This is a genomic window from Arcticibacter sp. (assembly GCF_053551015.1).
The window spans coordinates 318,852-334,594 of sequence record NZ_JBMQOB010000009.1 but is presented as its reverse complement, the minus strand read 5'-3'; the positions used below and the strand labels follow the sequence as shown (position 1 = coordinate 334,594).

Sequence of the window (15,743 nt, the reverse complement as noted above, 5' to 3'; positions counted from 1 at the left end):
TCATAAAAGTAAGGGTGTCACACACCTTTCAGAAATTATTCTCGATTATGTACCAAGTCACGGGAAATTTCGAGAAACTCTGTAGATCAATGATTTATATTAACCAATCCTGAGAAGACATGTCGTTTACCATCTAAGCCAGTTAGATTTTCCTATGTTTTTCCCATAAGTCAACAATGTATTATACATGGTGGGAAAGGTCCTAATTGGAGGGTTCTTTTTATCTATTTTCGTAACACTCATCTCCTCGAAGACCGAAAACTACACTATGACTAGAATTATGAATAAACCTTTCCTTAGCAAAAAAGACAGTAACGTAAAAGCGTGGATGGTAATTTACACACGCTCCAAATGGGAGAAAAAGGTAGACCGGCTGCTTAAAGAAAAAGGGGTAGAAAGCTTCTGTCCACTTGTCAGAACAAACAGAAAATGGGCTGACAGGAACATGCTTGTTGACCTGCCTCTATTTACATCATATCTCTTCGTACACATTTCTCCGTTTGAACAATCTCTAGTCCGGGAGACGATGGGTGTAATAAATTTCATTTATTACAGTGGAAAGCCCGCTGTGGTTGATAACAGCGATATCGACCGAATCCGGATGATTGTCGGCAAATACAAAGATGTTGAAACGATAAGTATAAGGGATTTGAGTAGCGGAGATCGCATTAAGATCACCCAAGGTGCTTTGGCTAACTTGGAAGGGGAGGTTATAGAGGTGAAGGGCAAATCTGTTTTGATAAGCATTCGACAGCTTGACTGTGTATTGATAGCAAAAGTGGCTGTCAATCAAAATATTCTAATCACAAATCCAGGTGCTGGAGCAGCCGTAGCTGTTCGGGCATAAACTTAAACGATATGAACGAAAATTTCAAAGATCAGCACTATGGTCAGATAATCGAAAAAGTTATTCGCAGGAATGGTTATAGCATCAGTGAGCTTGCACGTCTGACTGACGTGAACCGACGATCTGTTTATAACTGGTTCAACCAGAAGTATCTGAAACCTGCAATCATACACAAGATTGGCATGGCTCTAAAACATGATTTTTCAAATGAATTTCCGGAACTGTTTATGAAAACTGAACAGCGGGGGATAAGTCATCTACCAGATGATGCAGTCTATGCGGAGGAAGAAGGAGAAGGCCGTGCACGGTCAGAACAATATTGGAAGGACAAGTACATAGACTTGCTTGAAAAGCACAACCAACTCCTTTTAGCGTATGTTGAGAAAAGCTCTCTTTATTCGTAATGTATATAAATACCTATGCATAAGGCGTCACTAACCAACGACTATGCAGACATCAGTCTTCTTCAGCCGGCGTCAAAAAGCCTTTTAGTAAAAAACCTATTTCCCGAAGAAACAGCAATTGAGGTCTTATTTGTTCCATCGGTACATCTCCTCTTGTGAATTCCACTAGTGAGTCAGATATCTCTTGGGTCATTAGCTCAAAGTCGTTATTGCTTTGTAGGGGCATAAATCTCCTGCATTGTTCAATAAAAACTTCAATCTCTTGAACGTTGACGGTATACAAAGTATCGTCAATCTTCAGTACATCTTGATCAAAAGTACTTTCAGGCTTCTCGAGTTCCATTTCTGTGTGAATCATTCTTATTATCTTTGTTTTAAGCATTTTACGCAAAAAAAGAAAAAGGGTTATGTATTCCTGAAATTAATTTTTCGATGATCACACGCGTGAAATTTCATCCTTAAAAACGAGCTTGAGATTAAAATACCTGCTATCGTTCCTAAGGTATTAGGACTTATAGTCGCGCGTCGACAATGTGCCGTTCAAGACAGGCTTTCGTGTCAAATATAACACCATTGTCTGCTTTTAGGCTAGAGTAGTCAATCGTTAAAAACTTGTCATGAGCAACGGCGACAATTATTGCATTATACCTGACACCTGGTTGCAGCTCATTTTGTATATCTATTCCATACTCATGTCGCACTTCCTCTATATTGGCCCAGGGATCACACACGTCAACCTCCACACCAAATTCGGCAAGTTCATGATAAATATCTACTACCCGTGTGTTCCTTACATCCGGGCAATTCTCCTTGAAAGTAATGCCCAGAATCAGTGCTTTTGATCCTTTGATGCGTTGGTCATTTCGAATCATCAGCTTAACCACTTTGTCGGCAACAAATCCACCCATCGCATCATTGACCCTGCGACCAGACAAGATTACCTGCGGATGATACCCCAAAGATTGTGCTTTATGAGCCAGGTAATAAGGATCGACCCCTATACAATGGCCACCCACAAGCCCCGGCTTATACTTTAAAAAGTTCCACTTAGTACCAGCAGCTTCAATTACGTCATTCGTGTCAATACCGATCTTATCGAAAATGAGGGAGAGTTCATTTACAAATGAAATATTAACATCACGCTGCGCGTTTTCTATTGCTTTTGAAGCTTCTGCAACTTTAATGCTTGGTGCCTTATGCGTCCCTGCAGTGATGATGGAACTGTACAGCCGGTCTACCTCTTCTGCGATTTCCGGAGTGGACCCACTTGTTACCTTCTTAATTTTTGTGAGGGTATTGACCTTGTCTCCTGGATTTATCCGTTCAGGGGAATAACCTGCAAAAAAGTCCCTGTTAAAAATAAGCTCAGAGGTCTTCTCCAGAACGGGCACACAATCTTCCTCAGTGCAACCTGGATAAACCGTAGATTCATATATGACTACATCTCCTTTCTTAAGGATAGAACCCAACATTTGAGAAGCTTTCAACAAAGGACCTAGGTCGGGAGATTTGAATTCGTCTATCGGCGTCGGCACGGTGACGATGAACGTGTTACAAGACCGAAGATCATCCTTATCCCAGGAAAACTGCAGACTCCCTTCAGCTATCAACTGATTCAAACTTATTAGGTCCGCCTCTTGTGTTCTGTCACTACCGGCTGACAACTCTAGCACCCTGCCCTTGCTGATATCAAACCCTAAAACGGGATATTTCCGGGCGAACTCGATCGCGAGAGGAAGTCCTACATAGCCCAGTCCAATTACAGCAATTCGCGCGTTGTCGGCACGATATGTGTGTACAATAGAATCCATCGGGTAAAGTTAATATATTTGCCAAATAATGACGATCACTTAATGACGATCACCTATATCCTTGAACTTTTAGGTTGCGTATCGTTTGCAATCTCAGGCGCATTTGCAGGCATACAGAAAAGATTAGATGTTTTCGGAGTATTAACGATAGCATTCGTGACATCTATCGGAGGAGGAACGGTTAGAGATATCCTTATCGGGGAGCTACCTGTAAGCTGGATGATGGATGAGTACTATTCAGCTGTTATTTTCTTTTCGACTATCGCTACGATGCTTTTCTGGAAGCGTTTAAAGTCATTTAAATTACCGTTATTCTTATTCGACACGATCGGCCTTGGCCTATTTACTATCGTAGGCGTACAGAAAGCACTGAATGCCGGCCTCAAACCCGAGATCTGTGTTGCATTGGGAACTATCACGGGTTGCTTTGGAGGTATTACCAGAGACATCCTTCTCAATAACATACCTCTTATCTTTCGAAAGGAGATTTATGCGACGGCATGCATCGCTGGCGGTTTAGTTTACATCACGTGCCGGGAAATGGGTATTGATATTAATGTAACGAGGCTTTGTGCGGTTTCCACGATATGCGTCATTCGTATTGTAGCCGTAAAATACAAATTAACATTGCCACGCATGTACTAAAGCTATGACTAAGATAATTAAATTCATCACTATCCTTTCCTGCATTGCACTGCTACTATCAAATCTTGGTGCCTATGTAGATCCCAGAACGTTCTGGCCCCTCGCCTTCGCGAGTCTTGCTTATGTCCCTGTTCTGGCCGGCCATATCCTCATATGTTGTTATTGGCTCATCCGCAGATCTGCTTTTGCTTTAGTTCCTCTGTGCTGTATCTTCATAGGATGGCCCATTCTATCAGGTACATTTAGTCTTAGCAGGAAAGCGCAGGTTCAAGCAAAAGCTGGTACTCCTGATTCGCTTGTCCGCGTGATGACATACAATGTGCATGCCTTTGATGAAGCGTTCCGGGCAACATCTAACAGTAGCAAGGTATTGTCGCTAATTGACAAGATACAGCCTGATATTGCTTGTTTTCAGGAATACTATAGTGTACCGCAGCATTTTCAAGCGAATGACTCTTTAAAAAAGATCCTCCATACAAAAAACTTTCATTTCGTGCAGTTTAACGGAGATGGAGTAGGTATGGCAATCTTCTCTAAATATCCAATTATCAAATCCGGCGTTCTCCGCTTTTCAGAAGACGGTGACGGAAATCAGTGCATCTATATAGACGTATTGAAGAACAACCGGACGTTCAGGGTGTACTCAGTTCATTTGGAATCCATCCGTCTGAAACAAACCCAGATTAACTACATGAGTCAGGTAATTAAAGGGAAGACAAAACAACTGCGTCCGAGTAAGCAGATTGGAGGACAGTTAAGGAGGGCTTTTTTGGAACGTGCAGCCCAGGTGGATATGGTAAAGGAACATTCTGCATCATGCCCCTACCCTTACGTAATTTGCGGTGACTTCAATGATCCACCTTCATCATACGCGTTTAACAAAATGGCGGCTGGCTTGCTGAGCACATATCGGGAGAAGGGCAATGGTTTTTACGCAGTGACGCTACACAAAGGCTTCTTGCGATATCAGATCGATCATATTCTTGTATCCGGCAACTGGAATGTTTCCTCCCACGTCATCATTCCAGAGCAGGCATCTGATCATTATCCCGTATATGCTGATTTATCGCTAAATTAGAATTCACTCTATTCTAATTGAATCTCCTGAAACAAAAACATTAACTTTGCGTAATCAATCATTATGCCCGAGAAAAAGATAACCATACTCTACGTAGATGACGAAGAGAATAACCTGTATTCTTTCAAGGCTACTTTCCGCATGAAATATAAAGTGCTTATTGCTTTAAGCGGCGATGAAGCTCTTGAAATCATGAAGGCGCAGCCTGTTCATATCATCATCACCGATCAACGTATGCCCAATATGACCGGAGTTGAATTCCTGGAGAAGGTTATTGAAAAATTTCCTGACCCTATTCGAATTCTTCTGACTGGCTACGCCGATATGGGTGCTGTCGTTGACGCGGTAAACAAAGGCAAAATTTTTCATTATCTCGCAAAGCCCTGGAATGAGGAAGAACTTGATATGACGATAAGCCGTGCTTATGATAAGTATAAAGAGAAGGAAGAAATTACCTCTATGAACGAAAAGCTCGCCACATCCAATGACCAGCTTGAGTTTCTCTTAAGGCAAAAACTTTTAGATTAAAGACTTATTTCCCAGGAATTATTACCTTGAAAGTCGTGCCTTGATGAAGCACGGAGTTCACCTCAATATGTCCATTGAGCTTCAATATGGCACTCTTTACATTATACAGCCCGAATCCTGAGCCAGACGATTGTGAGGTTGCCCTATAAAAGAGGTTAAATATCTCGTTAATGTGATTGCGAAGGATTCCAATACCGTTGTCGCTTATTTCAAAAGTTGCGGAACCATTTACCACCTCTATCTTCAACCTGACTATTTTATTGGTATTTCCCTCTTCCTGATACTTGAATGCATTAGAGATCAAATTATTCAATATCAACATGATAGGCGCCTCATCATTGAAAAAAACATCAGTCTGAACGATATCTACTTCAAAAGCAATATTGTTTACTTCTGCCGTCATCCCGAAGATGTCTTTTAGCGTATTTGCAATGGCATGAAAGTCGATCTTTTTGATCTTTAGCTCTCCACGTTGAAGACTATAATACTCATGCATATTAACAATATACATATCAAGGGTCTTCAAAGACTTCTTCATCATTGAAAGCACCTCTTTCATCTCAGTAGGATCGTCTGTATCCTGAGCTAAGTTAATTGCACCCATTATACCCGACAATGGCCCTCGAATATCATGGCTCACGCTATAAGCAAACTTATCCAGTTCACTGTAGGCTCTTTGCAATTCATCGTGCTTCACCGCAAGCATTGAATTGCTTATATGAAATTTATTTGCTTCTTCAATCGCAGAAATAATGTCAATTTCAGTCCATGGCTTCTTTACAAATCTGAAAATATGTCCTCTATTGATAGCGTCAATTACCGACTCAACATCGGTATATGCTGTAAGAAGAATTCTGACGGCTGATGGGTATAATGAACGCACCTCATCGAAGAATTCCACACCGGTTTGTTTGGGCATTCTTTGATCGCAGAAAATTATCCGGATATCAGGATGCTTTTCGAGATGTGCATATGCCGCCGGGATGTCTTGAGCAATGAAAATCTGATAATCATAACGGAAAGATGCCTTGAAACCGATAAGATTATCGGCTTCGTCATCAATATACAGAATTTTGATTTTTTCTGTCATGGGGCTAGTTGGTACCAAGTTGATTATCTGAAAGAAAATTAATCATTGCTGAAAGAAATTGGAATACGCAAAATGAATACGGAACCTTCGCCAGGTGAAGAAACAACATTTATATCTCCCTTATGTTTTTTGATTGTATTATAGGCAATGGACATTCCTAAGCCCGTCCCTTCTCCAACGTCTTTTGTAGTAAAAAACGGCTCAAAAATCTTTCTCTGAGTTTCTGCGCTCATTCCTATTCCGTTGTCTTTGATAGACAAATATACACTTTCTTCATCAGCATATGTTTTGATATAGAGCTCGCCTCCAGGTTTTTCCCCAAACTTCTCGTGAATTGCATGTATTCCATTACTGATGATGTTTAAAAACACCTGGTTTAGCTTACCTGCATAGCATTCGACTCGCGGGAGCTCTGCCTGTTCCATGACTACCTTGATATTATTATTCAGCAAGTTATTTGCTATAATCATCGTCGAATCGAGCCCTTCATTGATATCCGCTTTTTTAAGATCATCTTCATCTACCCTCGAGAATATCCTTAAGCCTTTAACGATCTCCGCTGTACGCGATGCTCCCTCGTTTATCCCTTTCATCAGCTGATCGATCTCGATTTTAAGGTAATCGAAATCAAGATCATCTTTAAACTCTTCGATAATTTGCTTCTTTTCTTCTATTGTACGATCCGAGAGGCCAACAGACTCAATTTCCTCTAGTGCGTTCAACAGCATATCTACGTCACGTTTGAGGGGATTTATATTTGAAGTAACGAAATTGATCGGATTGTTAATCTCGTGTGCGATACCTGCAGTGAGCTGACCCAATGAGGCCATCTTCTCTGATTCGACCAGCTGCGACTGAGTTTGTTTAAGATCTTCCAGCGTATTGTTCAACTCAGCTGTGCGCTCTGTCACTCTGGCCTCAAGAACTACATTCTGCTCTCTGATGATCCGCTCATTTTCCCTAAGAACGTGCATGGTCTCCATCTGGGACTGCTCTTTCTCTGATTTGAGTATGTTAATCTTATCTGCTAGTGCGAAAGAAAGCATGATGGACTCGAATGCGGAACCGATAAGCAGAGCGAAGTTCGTGATATTGTTGTAAGGAACTATAAAGTTCAGATCTTTCAGCACATATATGACTACACAAAATATGAACCCACCCCATGCTATCAAGAAAAATTTGGCCGACCGAAGCCCTTTAAATTGAATAACCACTGCCATGTAGAGCACATAAATCGCACTACACATAGCAAGCATCAACATTAGTGTGTAACTAAAATTGAAGTATCCCAATAAGGCAAGTAAGATTTGTATACAGTAAAGTATATAGAAGAGATAAGAGACCTTATGCAGCTTCGGGGTATAATGCTTGGTAGAAAGGAAGTGTTTCGAGAACTCGATTGCAGCGATTCCGATCAAAGCCGTACTGAAATAGACGAATATATCAGCAAATGCCGGGTAATCAGGCAGCACCAGGCGAAAAACATAACCCTGCATCGATGCTTGAGTCAGCAATACAACAACGAGATACATCACATAGTACAAGTAACTTCTATCTCTAACCGTACTATAAACAAACAGGTTATACAAAATCATAACCATGAGAATCCCCACATATACGCCGAAAAGCATGTCGATCACAAGGCTATTCTCTAAAACCTTTTCTATAGTTCCCAGATAAATAGGAAGCATAAGCTGCTTTCCGCTCTGAGCTCTAAAATAGATGGTGCGTGTATCCCCGGCTGAAAAAGGGATCTGGTATATAAACGTCTGATTTTTTAAATAGCGATTATTGAAGGGCCTCTTATGACCAGTAAAATTAACCCTTGTTACCGTGTCCCCTTTCAATTCATAGAAGTCCAGGTAATCGGTCATAGCCTGGGTCATCTGGATTCCAGCAGTTTTGCCATCCGTGAGGTTCTTCAATGAAAACCTTACCCAATATGCATAAGGAGTTGTCCCCAGATTAGGAAACTCATCTGCCGAGTTTTTGTATCTGGTCGACTTCATTGCTTCCTGCAAAGACATATTCCCGCCAGAGTCGGTAAGAATTTCCAACTTGTCTCCTATAGGTCCAAATTCACCATCAAAGGGAACAACTTGCTGAGCCGATGCTGTTCCTGCTATAAAGCAGATAAGAAGAATACAAACCTGTCTGATATAATTCATATATTTTCCTTGAACGGAGACTATTAGTCTCGTTTAAATAGTTCAGATTTATCCTTCCTCAATGAGCGACTCCCAGCTTCAGGAGCGATAGCCACCTTCATAACAAAGACCTCGAATTGAATCATGATATCGTTGCCGCCCTCAGTAGCCAGCGCCTTAACAAAGCGCTGTCTAAGTAAACTCAGCTTATCAGCAACGTGCGGTGGAAGGTCCTGCCCTCTTCCGTGAGTAAGCCGACTGAAGAAGAATGCTGTCGATAACAGGGGATGAACAGCAACATTCTGCTGATTTGCAAAAATCCAGGCACGTTCCGCGGCTTTCCCGGCTTGTATCAATGTTTGATGATCGAATTTAGGGATCGTTAGGACTACAATTCCAGACGCACATTTTATGCCATCAAGTGACATCTTTTTAAATGCATCTCCCTTGTCCCACTGAGCAAGCAATTTCACAGCCTTCCAATCTTGAGCAACCCTGAAGCCGGCTTTTTCACTCGCAGTGATATCTACAGCATCTAACTCCACACCATTTCTCGTCTTGGTAGCATCAGCTTTATTCCAACGTATTTCATGGTAAAATTCCTCATGCCCCAACTCATTAAGCAAGCGTATCTTGTCACACTCCGCAATGATATCTGCAAGCTCATCCAACTTGTCCTCATCTTGAGTATAATATAGGTTTACACCCTCAAAAAGACTGACTACCGCTCTCATCCCTTCATAAAATGAATCCTCCAGCTGAATACGTTTAGCTAATTTCCGATTAGTATTGCGAACGAAGACATATTTGGCTAAATCAAGCGTCTGCGAAGTCACCAACTCTCCTGATGGAGAAAATCTTAAAGCAGCTATCAATGCAGGGTTTTGCTCCAATGGAAAAATGGTCTCGTCTACCGCCAATCCAAGCGCGCGCGCTTGCAAGCGTACATTTTCAAGAGCCGATCCCAGAGACATATGAGATCCCATTTCATAATAATCGCCCCACGACCATGACTTGATCTTATCGTGAAATAAGAACAATACTCCGTTGCAATAATAGATTTTCCAAGGTTGATTATTGCCGGCAGAGGGTGCTGCAATCGCTGCTTCTACCAATGCATCAATCTGATGATCTGAAAGACTGCTCGCTGATTCCGTATACTTTGAGAAAAACTCGTCAGAAGATTTCTTAATGTCCGACCATTCAAGTTCTGAATAGGGGTTAACAAGCTGATCAGCCTTAACCACTGGAGCTTCCGGCTTGGATTCTCGATCTCCCACCAGCTCTTCCAGGTCAACATAGTATCTCCCGGATTCATGGTATTGATCTAAAAGGATGCGTCTACAAACATCTGTCGTCAACGCTCCCCCTAAAGTCACAGAAGATGCCAACTGCGGCCAGGTATTGATGGATTGTTCCACCTCGAGCATGGAAGCTTTCATCCGCGTCGAGATAGTATCTGCACCTATAAGTTTCAGTACATAGGGAACCTTTTCTTCGTTTGTCAAGCCCTTAATATTCTTCGGGTCGAGACCATCTGCCAGACCATGAAGAATATCCCTTTCTGGTTCAAGGTCGAAACGTTCAACATCAAGCATCCCCCGGTCGTTAGTATCCATAACTACGGGTATTTGCAACTCGCGAGCCTTATAACGACTTTCAATTTTGATATCCAGGCCATCACAAACTTCCACGAAAAGATCAAGCTTTCCGTCGAAACTGAAGAAATGGTCCATATTGTCTTCACTTAGGCCATCGTTGTAAATCCGGATCTTGATGAACGGATCTATCTCGAGAATTTCTCTAGCGGCTATGACAGTCTTGTTTACTCCGAGATTTTGCACTCCTGTTCTGATCCTGTTCAGATTACTAAGTTCAGCAGTATCGAAATCTGCTAAACGAAGCTCTCCGCAGGTACGCTCCATGGCGAGAGTAAGAGCTATGGACTGCCCAACAGACAATCCCACAATACCAATTTTCTTCCCACTGAGCGTTTTTTGCTCCTCTCTCGTAATTTTATATCGGTTACGGTTGGTCCTGACTTCCACGAATTCCTCCTCATCCAGCAGGTGAACCAGGCGTTTACTCCAGGGGTAGTAAACCCACACGCCATATTCTCTGATATCTCTCCCCCCTAATCGTTGGTTAATCAGCCTGGAATAATCTTCAGGTTTCAATTTTAAAGACGGATGCTCCGACTTTATTAATTCCTGAAGCTGTCCATATATTTCATCATGTATAAATAAAGCTTCTCTTTGTTCAATGAGTGCATCGAATACTTTTTTGTCTGCTGGCTGGTAAATCCTTAATAATTGAGGGGAAAAAATGTAATTGGTTTCCATCGTATTTAAAAAAAGTTAAGGTCGTTTTCGTTGAGCTGCCCCTTTAGGTAATTCATTTTGGCATTGGCAATGATGGCGTTTAAATCCCATCTGCTCAGATTCGGAATCTCGGTTTCGTAATGTATCTTAATGGTCTTCCTTCTAAGCTCCTCCATCCTGACCACATTCAGAGACTCTCTGATCTTAAAGATAGCATCCCGGTCTTCCTGATAGGCTTTAATAATGGTAGGAACATCCTTCAGCAACATAGTCGTCGCAAGGAGATCAAGCTTAGGATAGTAAAAGGTGCCGTTATTACCTATACTCTCCTCTCTTTCCATTCCCACACATTCAACAGGCTTTATAGTATAGGGGGCACAAAGTGCAAATAACGACTCGATCCCTATCTGGGTCGAAATAGCAACAGCAGCACGTATGAGAAAAATACAACCAATTCCATATCCGGATATTTCCCTCGAATTCCATAATCCACAGAGTTCGCCGGTACCCTTTCGGGAATATTCCCAAACAAGCTTGAATATTTCAGGGTCCATTGCCCCCGTTGCCTGTTCAATAGGCAGAGGCTCAGAGCCGCCTGCAACATGAACTCTGGCGCCACCATAAACTTTTTTCTTGTCAAGTGACTCCACCACGATTACAAAGGCACCCGGATTATCTATCCATTCGTTCTTTGACGATGTCACTTTGGTAACGCCGATACTCGTTAAAACATGGGTGTGCCCTTCAACAAATAACTCACACGTTTCCGGCTCATCGATCGCCCTAAATGCTCTGAGCCTTACTTCCGGATTTTCTTTGTTTAGGGTACTCTCCATCGTTTTAGTCGAAATTTCACATCAAATCTACAACATCGACTGTACTTTTCGCAGACTACACACAGATAGTTTTAAAAATCAACCACTGTTTTATCTTCAAGACTGCACAATCCTGCATCCGCAGACTTATATGCTGTGTTATCCGGAGCTAAAAATATTTCTTTTGTGAAGCTTATTTAGATATTATTGCAAATCAAGATTACAATCATGGAAAAAACATATCTAAGTGATGCAGGACCGAAAGTCTCCTCGGCTGTTTACGGATTCTATAGATGGAATGATGAGGCAAACAACGTTTCCGCAGACATGGAACGCATCGTTAATCTATGCCTCGAACTGGGTATCAACACATTCGATCATGGTGACTCATACGGATCGTATCAATGTGAAGAGCTGTTCGGCAACGTAATTAGCCAAAAATCCTTCCGGAGAGAAGATCTTGTAATATTTACAAAGTGTGGATTGAGAGTCCCCCATAGCAGCCAACCCGGCGTCCGCATAAAGCACTATGATACATCCAGCAAACACATTATAGAGTCAGTGGAGAATTCGCTGCGTAAGCTGCGGACTGATTACATTGATATTTTCCTGCTTAATCATCTTGATCCGATATCGAACATAGAAGAGACCGCACTTACGCTTATGCAGCTGAAGAATTCTGGTAAAGTCAAAAACATCGGTATCACAAACTTCTCTGTATTCCAGCATCAGCTGCTCGCTTCGTTTCTGAGTACGCCCATTGTTACCAATCATATCGAACTGAACCTCTTAAACACCTCAGCTCTGGACAATGGACAAATAGACTACATTAAGCAGCGATATATGAAACCGCTCGCATCCGCCCCCCTTGCAGACGGCCGGATTGCACATGGTAAAGATGATCTTGCTATCAAGGTGCGCAACAAGCTGCAGAAGATCGCACTTAAGTATGGAATCGAGATCGAATCGGTAGCAGTAGCCTGGCTGATTAAGCTGGGAGCCCTTCCGCTGATAGGAACAAGAGAAGAACAAAGAATTCGGAATATCGTAAAGGCATTCGACATTGAACTGGATCATCAGGATTGGTACGAGTTATATGCCACATCAAGGGAAGATGTCCATTTAAAATAAAGGTTCGGGCAGGGGGCCCGAACCAATTCCTTTCAATAATAATTTATATTCAAAAATACAGGTAACTGAACTACTGAAAAATGACTCCGGTCATCTTTGATATTTTATTTTATAAATCCTTCTATTTGAGAAAACAATTTTGCTTTTAGAGACTTATTGATCATTAAAGTCTAATACATATCCTATGACAACGAAAAAAGCAAAAGAGGAATCAGAAGGCATCACCGCTTATTCTGTAAAGACAAAGACGAAGAACGTTCCGATGATCGATCCAGTAATTGACGTAAAGTCCGGGAGATACATTGCGACGGGAAAAGATAAGGACGGCAATAAAATGGCAGCTATACTCGGAAAAACAAAGGCCGAGGAACACATCAAAGCTGGAAATGCAAAAAAAGGATCAGGTTGGGACTAACACCATGCCTTGAGATTACTATACTAGTTGTATAAGTACAAACACTTCTTAAACGCATTCTCTTGAGATGTACTGAACAACAGTATTTCTCGAAAGGATGCGTTTAGAATTCTTTAGCGAGTATATATAAGACAAGGGGTGCGATAAATGTCAGCAATGCCACTGCGTTGCCTATAATAAATGCTAAAATCGTAATTTTTCTGGGCTCTTCAGGTCCTTGGAGTATCTCATTTGCTTTCATAATTCCTCTCTGGTTTATATTGTAAATAAACGAGAAATTTTATTACGAGTTTCCTATTTCTAAACTTTTAAGAAAATGTTAAGGTTTGTTAATTTTCGTTGAATTATCCCTCAAGGGGATCCATTTTGAAAGTATTTTTAGCAAGCTTTTAATCAAAAAACACCTTATACAGCCTTGAGAGGGGTTTTCCGTTCAACCAAGTTCCCTCAGCTTTAGAGGATTCGACATGTAACTACCGAAATAGTTCATTGTTCCGGAAAGGATATTCAGCGAGGAGCTTTCCTGCTGCCCCACTCCTGACGAACTTTGTAATATACTCCAGGTGCTTTATATGATGGAGATCCGTTCCAATAACATCAATCATCTTTTCCTTCAACAATTGGAGAGCCATTTGCTTGACACCTTTTCCATAGTACCCGGCAAGCGAAAGCATGTTTACCTGAAAGATACAGCCTTGGTCCTTCATCTTCCGGTATTGCTCAAAATTACCGTGATAGTAGATATACCTTTCAGGGTGAGCAAGAACTGGCTGATATCCTTTAATATTCAAATCAAAAATAAATTGATCAACATTCCTGGTTTCAACCTGATAGGACATTTCAACCAGAACGTGCCTATTACGCAGAGGAAGTAGGCTATCCGCCTTTAATAGCTCGAGAAAGTCAAGATCCAACATATATTCAGCTGCGGCCTCTACTTGCACATCTATTTTTTGGGTCTTTAATTCGGTCCTGAGACTTTCCAGAGCCGGAAAAATGGTCTCCCTGCTATTGGGATAAACCTCCGTAAAAATGTGAGGTGTACAGATAAATTTATCAATACCCAATTCCATTAGCCCGCGGATAAAAGCAACAGAACTCTTGATATCTTTCGAGCCATCATCGATTCCTGGAAGAATATGCGAATGCATATCAACTCCCATCCAGTCTAACGTTAGTGATTTTGGCTGCTTAAAGAAGAAATCAAATGAGAACATAGAGTACAAAGCTAACGAAATAAAAAGAGGGAAAGCATATAGCTTATCCCTCTCTAACAACACTAAACCAACATTAATCTTTATTGTTTGATGTAAACGTTCTTTATAATAATTTATTAAGTGTGTAAAAAATACAGCTATCAGAAAGCAAAAACCGCGGCAAGTGAAAACTGAGAGGCGTTCTTGGTAAAATCACCATTTTTCTTGAAAAACGTATCAGCATCAGAGGTCCGGTCAAATCTCACCTCTGGAATAAAGGTTAAGCCGCCCGCCTTCAGGTTTGCAGATACTGTCAGAGCTGTTATTGAACCTCCCTCCTGGTTTCCTACATCTTTCGATTTGAAATACTCTCCCCGTAAACCGATCAGGAAGTTCTCGGAAACTGCATATTGCGGGTAAAGAGCAATTCCACTGTAACCCATACCGCCTGCATTGTCATTTGGCATCGAGTAATCAGCCGCATTCAAACCAAGTTTAAATGCTTCGCTCACTTGATAAGATGTCGTAAGATCTACGATCGTGCCTGAGCCAAGCTGCTCTGAACCTGGAACAACTACCTCCCCAAGCTGATCATCAACAACGGTGACGTTAGCTGATCGACCAGTTAAAACATTTAAGTATGCGGTCCATCCTTCCACTGGCGATATTGATAACTGTGCGCCAAAGTGAGATACACCATTAAAATCCCGATATGTATTCCAATCATTAAATACGCCGACCATTAACCCCACCTGGTCGCTCACAGCATAGTTAGCCCTGATACCTGCATTCTGAAACGGACCTGCACCAAAAAGATAAGAAGTGGAATAATTGAAATTCGCAGCGGGAGAAATAACCTCGTATCCGATAAACGTTCCCATAAAGCCCCCTGTTAATGAAAACTTTTCCGTAAATGCATATGTCATATACAAATTTTGGATATGGAAACTATTACCATCCGAACCATCACCATTCATTATGGACTGGTATTGACCACGTGGACCAAAAGACAATTCTCCAACAAAACTCGCCTTTCCCGTAGTCTTTCTCAGCATAAGATCGACCATACCTAAGGAAACGGAGTTGTTGTCGCTATTGAAATAGGTTGGAATATTTCCTGATCCTCCTTTTAATCCCGCAAAATCATACTTGTAGTATGCATCTACAGATCCTGAAATCTCCAAAGGCGAAACGTTTGTACTGTCTTGAGCAAGGGCAGTATCTGCCACCGCCGCTATAAACATAGCAGCTAGAATTTTTTTAAGCATGTCAATAATAGTTTAATTGTTTAAGGTTCGATAGGATATTATCCGCA

15 protein-coding genes are annotated in these 15,743 nt (G+C 41.5%); 7 read left to right on the top strand and 8 right to left on the bottom strand.

Features of this window, described 5'->3' with window-relative positions; all coding sequences use genetic code 11:
• Window positions 1-187 precede the first annotated feature (187 nt).
• Both ACO1NU_RS06810 and ACO1NU_RS06805 read left to right on the top strand, forming a co-directional pair.
• Window positions 188-847: a UpxY family transcription antiterminator gene (locus tag ACO1NU_RS06810; protein ID WP_448817721.1), complete on the top strand. Its 660-nt coding sequence runs from the start codon at window positions 188-190 to the stop codon at window positions 845-847.
• An 11-nt stretch (window positions 848-858) separates the two neighbouring features.
• On the top strand, window positions 859-1,251 hold the full coding sequence (locus ACO1NU_RS06805; protein ID WP_448817720.1) for a helix-turn-helix domain-containing protein: 393 nt from the start codon (window positions 859-861) through the stop codon (window positions 1,249-1,251).
• Window positions 1,252-1,303: 52 nt separating this feature from the next.
• Here the strand turns inward: ACO1NU_RS06805 and ACO1NU_RS06800 are convergent, their stop codons facing one another.
• Together ACO1NU_RS06800 and ACO1NU_RS06795 are read right to left on the bottom strand one after the other, a co-directional pair.
• The gene (locus ACO1NU_RS06800; RefSeq protein WP_448817719.1) at window positions 1,304-1,594 is read right to left on the bottom strand and encodes a hypothetical protein; all 291 of its coding nucleotides are present in this window, start codon (window positions 1,592-1,594) and stop codon (window positions 1,304-1,306) included.
• A 169-nt stretch (window positions 1,595-1,763) separates the two neighbouring features.
• A complete protein-coding gene (locus ACO1NU_RS06795; RefSeq protein WP_448817718.1) occupies window positions 1,764-3,062 on the bottom strand; it encodes a nucleotide sugar dehydrogenase in 1,299 nt (432 codons plus the stop codon).
• Between the two features lie 42 nt (window positions 3,063-3,104).
• On the opposite strand from ACO1NU_RS06795, the gene ACO1NU_RS06790 reads away from it, so the two are divergent.
• From ACO1NU_RS06790 to ACO1NU_RS06780, 3 genes are all read left to right on the top strand, one after another.
• Window positions 3,105-3,707, top strand: coding sequence for a trimeric intracellular cation channel family protein (locus tag ACO1NU_RS06790; RefSeq protein ID WP_448817717.1), 603 nt, complete (start codon window positions 3,105-3,107; stop codon window positions 3,705-3,707).
• Between the two features lie 4 nt (window positions 3,708-3,711).
• The gene (locus ACO1NU_RS06785; protein ID WP_448817716.1) at window positions 3,712-4,785 is read left to right on the top strand and encodes an endonuclease/exonuclease/phosphatase family protein; all 1,074 of its coding nucleotides are present in this window, start codon (window positions 3,712-3,714) and stop codon (window positions 4,783-4,785) included.
• Between the two features lie 63 nt (window positions 4,786-4,848).
• On the top strand, window positions 4,849-5,313 hold the full coding sequence (locus ACO1NU_RS06780; RefSeq protein ID WP_448817715.1) for a response regulator: 465 nt from the start codon (window positions 4,849-4,851) through the stop codon (window positions 5,311-5,313).
• 4 nt (window positions 5,314-5,317) lie between these two features.
• Here ACO1NU_RS06780 and ACO1NU_RS06775 read toward each other — a convergent pair whose 3' ends face one another.
• The 4 genes from ACO1NU_RS06775 to ACO1NU_RS06760 are packed head-to-tail and all read right to left on the bottom strand — an operon-like array spanning window position 5,318 to window position 11,707.
• Window positions 5,318-6,403 carry a hybrid sensor histidine kinase/response regulator gene (locus tag ACO1NU_RS06775; RefSeq protein WP_448817714.1) on the bottom strand — a complete coding sequence of 362 codons (1,086 nt, stop codon included), beginning with the start codon at window positions 6,401-6,403 and terminating at the stop codon, window positions 5,318-5,320.
• A gap of 38 nt (window positions 6,404-6,441) precedes the next feature.
• Window positions 6,442-8,571: a sensor histidine kinase gene (locus ACO1NU_RS06770; protein WP_448817713.1), complete on the bottom strand. Its 2,130-nt coding sequence runs from the start codon at window positions 8,569-8,571 to the stop codon at window positions 6,442-6,444.
• 23 nt (window positions 8,572-8,594) lie between these two features.
• The gene (locus ACO1NU_RS06765; protein ID WP_448817712.1) at window positions 8,595-10,892 is read right to left on the bottom strand and encodes an Rv1355c family protein; all 2,298 of its coding nucleotides are present in this window, start codon (window positions 10,890-10,892) and stop codon (window positions 8,595-8,597) included.
• Window positions 10,893-10,897: 5 nt separating this feature from the next.
• Window positions 10,898-11,707, bottom strand: a complete 810-nt coding sequence (locus ACO1NU_RS06760; protein ID WP_448817711.1) for a hypothetical protein — start codon at window positions 11,705-11,707, stop codon at window positions 10,898-10,900.
• 207 nt (window positions 11,708-11,914) lie between these two features.
• Here ACO1NU_RS06760 and ACO1NU_RS06755 point away from each other — a divergent pair, with 207 nt between their 5' ends.
• Both ACO1NU_RS06755 and ACO1NU_RS06750 read left to right on the top strand, forming a co-directional pair.
• Window positions 11,915-12,817: an aldo/keto reductase gene (locus ACO1NU_RS06755; protein ID WP_448817710.1), complete on the top strand. Its 903-nt coding sequence runs from the start codon at window positions 11,915-11,917 to the stop codon at window positions 12,815-12,817.
• Window positions 12,818-13,001: 184 nt separating this feature from the next.
• The gene (locus tag ACO1NU_RS06750; RefSeq protein WP_448817709.1) at window positions 13,002-13,232 is read left to right on the top strand and encodes a hypothetical protein; all 231 of its coding nucleotides are present in this window, start codon (window positions 13,002-13,004) and stop codon (window positions 13,230-13,232) included.
• Window positions 13,233-13,705: 473 nt separating this feature from the next.
• Here ACO1NU_RS06750 and ACO1NU_RS06745 read toward each other — a convergent pair whose 3' ends face one another.
• Both ACO1NU_RS06745 and ACO1NU_RS06740 read right to left on the bottom strand, forming a co-directional pair.
• A complete protein-coding gene (locus ACO1NU_RS06745) occupies window positions 13,706-14,395 on the bottom strand; it encodes a tyrosine-protein phosphatase (RefSeq protein ID WP_448817708.1) in 690 nt (229 codons plus the stop codon).
• A gap of 194 nt (window positions 14,396-14,589) precedes the next feature.
• A complete protein-coding gene (locus ACO1NU_RS06740; protein WP_448817707.1) occupies window positions 14,590-15,696 on the bottom strand; it encodes a porin in 1,107 nt (368 codons plus the stop codon).
• Window positions 15,697-15,743 lie beyond the last annotated feature (47 nt).

Excerpts from the sequence above, each read along its gene's own strand:
- ACO1NU_RS06810 (WP_448817721.1), top strand. The coding sequence starts at position 188 with ATGGTGGGAAAGGTCCTAATTGGAGGGTTCTTTTTATCTATTTTCGTA.
- ACO1NU_RS06805 (WP_448817720.1), top strand. The coding sequence starts at position 859 with ATGAACGAAAATTTCAAAGATCAGCACTATGGTCAGATAATCGAAAAA.
- ACO1NU_RS06800 (WP_448817719.1), bottom strand. The coding sequence starts at position 1,594 with ATGGAACTCGAGAAGCCTGAAAGTACTTTTGATCAAGATGTACTGAAG.
- ACO1NU_RS06795 (WP_448817718.1), bottom strand. The coding sequence starts at position 3,062 with ATGGATTCTATTGTACACACATATCGTGCCGACAACGCGCGAATTGCT.
- ACO1NU_RS06790 (WP_448817717.1), top strand. The coding sequence starts at position 3,105 with ATGACGATCACCTATATCCTTGAACTTTTAGGTTGCGTATCGTTTGCA.
- ACO1NU_RS06785 (WP_448817716.1), top strand. The coding sequence starts at position 3,712 with ATGACTAAGATAATTAAATTCATCACTATCCTTTCCTGCATTGCACTG.
- ACO1NU_RS06780 (WP_448817715.1), top strand. The coding sequence starts at position 4,849 with ATGCCCGAGAAAAAGATAACCATACTCTACGTAGATGACGAAGAGAAT.
- ACO1NU_RS06775 (WP_448817714.1), bottom strand. The coding sequence starts at position 6,403 with ATGACAGAAAAAATCAAAATTCTGTATATTGATGACGAAGCCGATAAT.
- ACO1NU_RS06770 (WP_448817713.1), bottom strand. The coding sequence starts at position 8,571 with ATGAATTATATCAGACAGGTTTGTATTCTTCTTATCTGCTTTATAGCA.
- ACO1NU_RS06765 (WP_448817712.1), bottom strand. The coding sequence starts at position 10,892 with ATGGAAACCAATTACATTTTTTCCCCTCAATTATTAAGGATTTACCAG.
- ACO1NU_RS06760 (WP_448817711.1), bottom strand. The coding sequence starts at position 11,707 with ATGGAGAGTACCCTAAACAAAGAAAATCCGGAAGTAAGGCTCAGAGCA.
- ACO1NU_RS06755 (WP_448817710.1), top strand. The coding sequence starts at position 11,915 with ATGGAAAAAACATATCTAAGTGATGCAGGACCGAAAGTCTCCTCGGCT.
- ACO1NU_RS06750 (WP_448817709.1), top strand. The coding sequence starts at position 13,002 with ATGACAACGAAAAAAGCAAAAGAGGAATCAGAAGGCATCACCGCTTAT.
- ACO1NU_RS06745 (WP_448817708.1), bottom strand. The coding sequence starts at position 14,395 with ATGGGAGTTGATATGCATTCGCATATTCTTCCAGGAATCGATGATGGC.
- ACO1NU_RS06740 (WP_448817707.1), bottom strand. The coding sequence starts at position 15,696 with ATGCTTAAAAAAATTCTAGCTGCTATGTTTATAGCGGCGGTGGCAGAT.